Genomic DNA, 5,306 nt, shown 5'->3' on the forward strand with positions numbered 1-5,306 from the left:
GTTCTTCCCTGACGGCCGCCTCGGCCAGCTGCTCAGGCCGGGGCCGCGATACGTCTCTGGCCCGCATGGCAGCGCTCAGCGTGATCTTCATGCTCACCACGGACTCTAGCTTGCCCTAGCGGCACGCGATGATGCGCGCCGGGCCAGGTCAGCTGGCAGTGAACTCGTTCTTGGTAACCGGACGGATCGGCTCCGGGTCTGCCATGATGGACTTCGATCCAGCTCACCCCGGCAACGCCAATGGAATTCGGCAGCCGGGCAGTACGGCGGGGAGAAGGAGCGTAGCAGCGCGTGCGATCGCAACGATCTGCGGATAACCTGCCCGCGTCATGACTGTGTCCGCCCCCCTCTCCGCAGTGCGCGCGCTACCGCGCGGCCTGCGTTCCGCGGGCAGGCGCACATGGGATCAGGTCAGGAAGCAGTTCATCACCAGGAACCGGCGGGTCGCGGCCGGGCTAACCCTGGTCGCGGTCGTGATCTCGATCGCCGCGGTGCACGTTTCCGCGTGGTGGTTCTCGCCCGGCGTGCTGATCTTGCCGATCCTGTGCGGCGGGCTGCTGCTGTGGCCCAGGGCGCTGCGGATCATGTTCGTCATCGTGGCGGCCGGCCTCGCCTACGACGTGATCGAGGACAAGGCGGGGGCCGGGATCGTCGCGACCATCGCGGTGACCGCGGTCTTCGCCGACGTCCTCGCCAACACCAGGGGCAAGCTGGGCACCCGCGGGCTGCGCGCGGACCGGATGATGATCGAGCTGCGGGACCGCATCCGCGCGCAGGGCACGCTGCCGGACCTCGGTGACGGCTGGGGGTCGGCCGTGGTGCTCAGGCCCGCGGGCGGCTCGTCGTTCGGCGGGGACTTCGTGGTCTCTTACAGCGACGGCAAGACCCTTGAAGTGGCGCTCGTCGACGTGTCGGGCAAGGGGATGGACGCGGCCACCAGGGCGCTGCTGCTTTCCGGGGCGTTCGGCGGCATGCTCGGGTCGGTGCCCAGAGAGCGGTTCCTGCCCGCGTGCAACGCCTACCTGCGGCGCGGCAAGGCCCCCGAGGGGTTCGTCACCGCGGTCCACCTGACGGTCGACCTGGCCTCCGGGGAGTACACGCTGGCCTCGGCCGGGCACCCGCCCGCTGCCCGCTTCAACGCCAACACGGGCCAGTGGCGGGTCAGCGGCGCGCGCGGCATCGTGCTCGGCGTGGTCCCTGACCTGGCCGGCGCTCACGACATCCCCGACGAGGGCGTGCTCCGTCGCGGCGACGCGATCATGCTCTACACCGACGGGCTGGTAGAGGCCCCGCGTCAGGACATCGACGAGGGCATCGAGCGACTGCTCGGCGAGGCCGAGCGCCTGGTGGTGACCGGTTTCCAGAGCGGCGCCCCGGAACTGGTCACCACCATGCAGCGCGCCGTCGGGAGCTCCGACGACTGCGCCCTCGTCGTGATCTGGCGCTCGTAACGCGGACCCGCGGGCCGCTGCTAGCCGGCCAGTATACGGCGCGCGGTCACTGCGGCACGGCGAGTCAGAATGTTTCCGAGATGTGTCTTCTCCGCAATTTTTCCGTAGCTCTCTGAAGCGACAGGAAATCAGTCAGTTAGGGGACGGCGGAACGGCCTTCCGCCGTTAGCCGGCGTCCCCTTCCGGTCGTCGCCTAAGCCCAGCGGGCCAGTCTGAACGAGTGAGTCTTCCCAGTTCACCATAGGTATTGCTGCACTTGCGCGCATTCCCTAGCATATGTACATTGACTGATGCAAACTAAATAGACGCGCAATGCGTGACCACCAGTGGCGGCTGTCGGAGTTTAGCTGACATAGCCGTCACACTTCTCCGACATCGACGTCAGGTGACGCGTACGTCATTGTTTGCAATTACTTCTAACCTGTGGGGAAATAGACGGGTGGCTGGCGGAACGACAGGCCGAGCGGGGACGGGCGGCCTAGACGAGGAGGTGGCGGCGCCCGAAGCGGAGACCCCCGCGCCCGGCATCGCGGTCGCGGCCGAGGTCTCGCTTGCGGTCGCGGCGAAGGCTTCCGGGGAGAACTTCCCGGTGGCCCTCCGCGTGCTGCCAGCCCGCTGGCGGGCGAACCTCACCGCGCTGTACGGCTTCGCGAGGCTCACCGACGACCTTGGCGACGAGCCGCTGCCCGGCCTGCCCGCCGGCGCGACTGAGGAGACGATCACGGCCACCCGCCTCAAGCTCCTCGACGACCTGCAGGCGGACGTCGCCGCGATCTACGACGGCGGCGAGCCGTCCCTCGACGCCATCCAGGCCCTGAAAAAGACCGTCGAGGAGTGCGGCGTCCCGCGCCAGCCGTTCGACGACCTCATCCAGGCCAACCGGCAGGACCAGCTCGTCAAGCGCTACGAGACCTACGACGACCTGGCGAAGTACTGCGAGCTGTCCGCGAACCCGGTCGGCCAGGTCGTGCTCTACATCATGGGCGCCGCGACACCGGAGCGGCTGCGCCTGTCGGATAGCATCTGCACTGCCCTGCAGCTCGTCGAGCACTGGCAGGACGTGGCCGAGGACCTGCGCAACGGCAGGATTTACCTGCCGCGCGAAGACCTCGAGCGCTTCGGCGTCACCGAGGCCGACCTGGCGCGGCCCGCGGCGGGCCCGAACGTGGTCACGCTCATGACGTTCGAGGTGAACCGCGCGGCGGAGCTGCTCGGCGAGGGCGCGCCGCTGGTCGGCACGCTTCATGGCGCCGCGCGGCTCGCGATCGCCGGGTACCTGGCTGGCGGCCGCGCCGCGCTGCGGGCGATCAGGCAGGCCGGCTACGACGTGCTGCGCACGACGCCGAAGCCGGGCAAGGCAGCGACGCTGGCGAACATGGCCGGCAGCTACGTCAGGGGGAGGTGAACGTGGACGCGGACGAGGCGTATGCCGCGTGCGAAAGGATTACCTGGGAGCAGGCCAGGAACTTCGCCTACGGCATCCGGCTGCTGCCGCCGCCCAAGCGGCGCGCGCTCACCGCGGTCTACGCGTTCGCCAGGCGGATCGACGACATCGGCGACGGTGACCTGCCCGCCGCCGACAAGACGGCGCGGCTCGAAGCGGCGCGCGTCCAGGTGCAGGCGCTGGCCGCCGGGGACAGCCCGGACGACAGTGACCCGGTGCTCGTCGCGCTGACCGATGCGGGACCGCGGTTCGGGGTGCCGCTCGCCGCGTTCGGCGAGCTAATCGACGGCTGCCTCGCCGACGTGAACGGCGCCAGCTACAAGACGTTCGACGACCTGCTCTGGTACTGCCAGTGCGTGGCGGGCTCGATCGGCCGGCTGTCGCTTGGCATATACGGCGCGACCCAGCCGGAGAAGCAGGCCAAGATGGCCGACGACCTGGGGGTCGCGCTGCAGCTCACCAACATCCTGCGGGACGTCCGCGAGGACTACCTGAACGGCCGCATTTACCTCCCTGAGGAGGACCTGGCCAAGTTCGGCATCGAGTTCGCGCCGTTCGGCCAGCCAGAGCCGTTCCCCGACGCTGCGATGCAGGCCAGGTTCGCCGGCCTGGTGGAGTTCGAGGCGGCCCGCGCCAGGGAGTGGTACGCCTCGGGGATGCGGCTGCTCGCCACCATCGACCGCCGCAGCGCGGCGTGCACGGGGGCGATGGCCGGCATCTACCGTCGCCTCCTCGAGCGCATCGCCAGCCAGCCAAGCGCCGTGCTCGAGGGCAGGATGTCGCTCCCTGGCGGAGAGAAGGCCCTGGTCGCCGCCCAGGCGCTGGCCGGCCTCGACCGCTGGAAGTACCGCAAGGGAGCGGCCCAGTGAAGGTGGTTGTCGTTGGCGGCGGCCTGGCCGGGATCACGGCCGCCGTCGCGCTCGCCCAGGGCGACGCGGACGTCACGCTGCTCGAGGCCAAGCCGCGGCTCGGCGGCGCCACGATGTCGTTCACCAGGGACGACCTGGTGATCGACACCGGCCAGCACGTGTTCTTGCGGTGCTGCACCGCCTATCGCGGCCTGCTCGACCGGCTCGGCATGGGGGCGCACGCCCCGCTGCAGCCCCGCTTCGACGTGACCGTGGTCTCCCCGCAGCGCCGCGCGCGGCTGAAGAGGGGTCGCGTCCCCGCGCCGCTGCACATGCTGCCGGCTCTCCTCCGGTATCCGTTCCTGAGTTATCCCGAACGTACGCGGCTTTCTCGCGCGGCTCTGGGCTTCCGCCGCCTGAAGCTGGCGGACCCGGCGACGGACGAGCAGCGGCTCGGTGACTGGCTCGCGGCCCGCGGGCAGGACGAGCGCACCCGCCGCACGCTGTGGGACCTGTTCTTCATCTCCACGCTGAACGTCCCTGGCGACGACGGCTCGCTCGCGCTGGCCGGGAAGGTGGCGCAGACCGGCCTGCTCGGCGACGCGGACGCCGCCGACATCGGCGTGCCGGCCCTGTCGCTCGGCGAGCTGCACGGTGCCGCGGCCGAACGGCTGCTCGGCAAGCTGGGCGCCACCGTCCGGCTGAACACCAAGGTCGCCGCCATCGAGGCGAAGGGCCCGAACGAGTTCGCCGTCCAGATCGGCCGCACCGCGGAAGGCGAGGACATTCTCTCCGCCGACGCCGTGCTCCTCGCGGTGCCGCACGAGGCGGCCGCCCGGCTGATCCCGCGCGGCGCGCTGCCCGCCGAGACGGTGGACGGCTGGGCCGGGCTCGGCGCCGCGCCGATCGTGAACGTGCACGTGATCTATGACAGGAAGGTCATGGACGTGCCGTTCGCGGCCGCGGTCGACTCGCCGGTGCAGTGGGTGTTCGACCGCACCCGGATATCCGGGATGCACGCCCGCGGCGACGACGGGCAGTACCTGGCGATCTCGCTGTCGGCCGCGGACGAGTACGTGGACGTCCCGGCGGCGGCGCTGCGCGAGCAGTTCGTGCCCGCGCTCGCGGAGCTGTTCCCCGCGGCGCGCGAGGCGACGGTGACGGAGTTCTTCGTCACCAGGGAGCGGCGGGCCACGTTCCGCCAGGTGCCGGGGACGGCCCGGCTCCGGCCGCAGGCCGCGACAGACCTTCCTGGCCTGACGCTCGCCGGCTCGTGGACCGACACGGGCTGGCCCGACACGATGGAAGGCGCCGTCCGCAGCGGTCTCAGCGCGGTCATCGCCCTCCACGAGCAAGCTGACAACGAGGATGCAGTGAGCGAATTGACTAACGAACAAGTGAACACAGTTGACTCTGTGAGGGAGGTGCGCTCGTGACGGTCGTGATGCCCGCAGGCGTTGCCGTGGCGCGTGACCTGGTCGGTCCGGCGACGGAAGCCGCGCTCAGCCGGCTGAGCCCGGGCGTGCGCCGGGTCGCCGCCTACCACTACGGGCTCGCCGGCGC

4 protein-coding genes are annotated in these 5,306 nt (G+C 70.5%); all 4 read left to right on the forward strand.

The features are described 5' to 3' along the window. Positions 1 to 329: 329 nt before the first annotated feature. The 4 genes from WA805_RS10110 to hpnE all read left to right on the forward strand — a co-directional run bounded on the left by WA805_RS10110 (position 330) and on the right by hpnE (position 5,179). A complete protein-coding gene (locus tag WA805_RS10110) occupies positions 330 to 1,451 on the forward strand; it encodes a PP2C family protein-serine/threonine phosphatase (RefSeq protein WP_422287948.1) in 1,122 nt (373 codons plus the stop codon). A 439-nt stretch (positions 1,452 to 1,890) separates the two neighbouring features. Then, the gene (hpnC, locus tag WA805_RS10115) at positions 1,891 to 2,856 is read left to right on the forward strand and encodes a squalene synthase HpnC (protein WP_425242211.1); all 966 of its coding nucleotides are present in this window, start codon (positions 1,891 to 1,893) and stop codon (positions 2,854 to 2,856) included. A 2-nt stretch (positions 2,857 to 2,858) separates the two neighbouring features. Continuing rightward, positions 2,859 to 3,764 (forward strand): presqualene diphosphate synthase HpnD, encoded by a 906-nt coding sequence (gene hpnD, locus WA805_RS10120; RefSeq protein WP_425242212.1) that lies wholly within the window; start codon positions 2,859 to 2,861, stop codon positions 3,762 to 3,764. Then, on the forward strand, positions 3,761 to 5,179 hold the full coding sequence (gene hpnE, locus WA805_RS10125; RefSeq protein ID WP_425242213.1) for a hydroxysqualene dehydroxylase HpnE: 1,419 nt from the start codon (positions 3,761 to 3,763) through the stop codon (positions 5,177 to 5,179). Before hpnD ends, hpnE begins: the two co-directional genes overlap by 4 nt. Positions 5,180 to 5,306 lie beyond the last annotated feature (127 nt).

Origin of the sequence: Trebonia sp. (assembly GCF_049794275.1) — a bacterium.
Taxonomy (GTDB): domain Bacteria; phylum Actinomycetota; class Actinomycetes; order Streptosporangiales; family Streptosporangiaceae; genus Trebonia.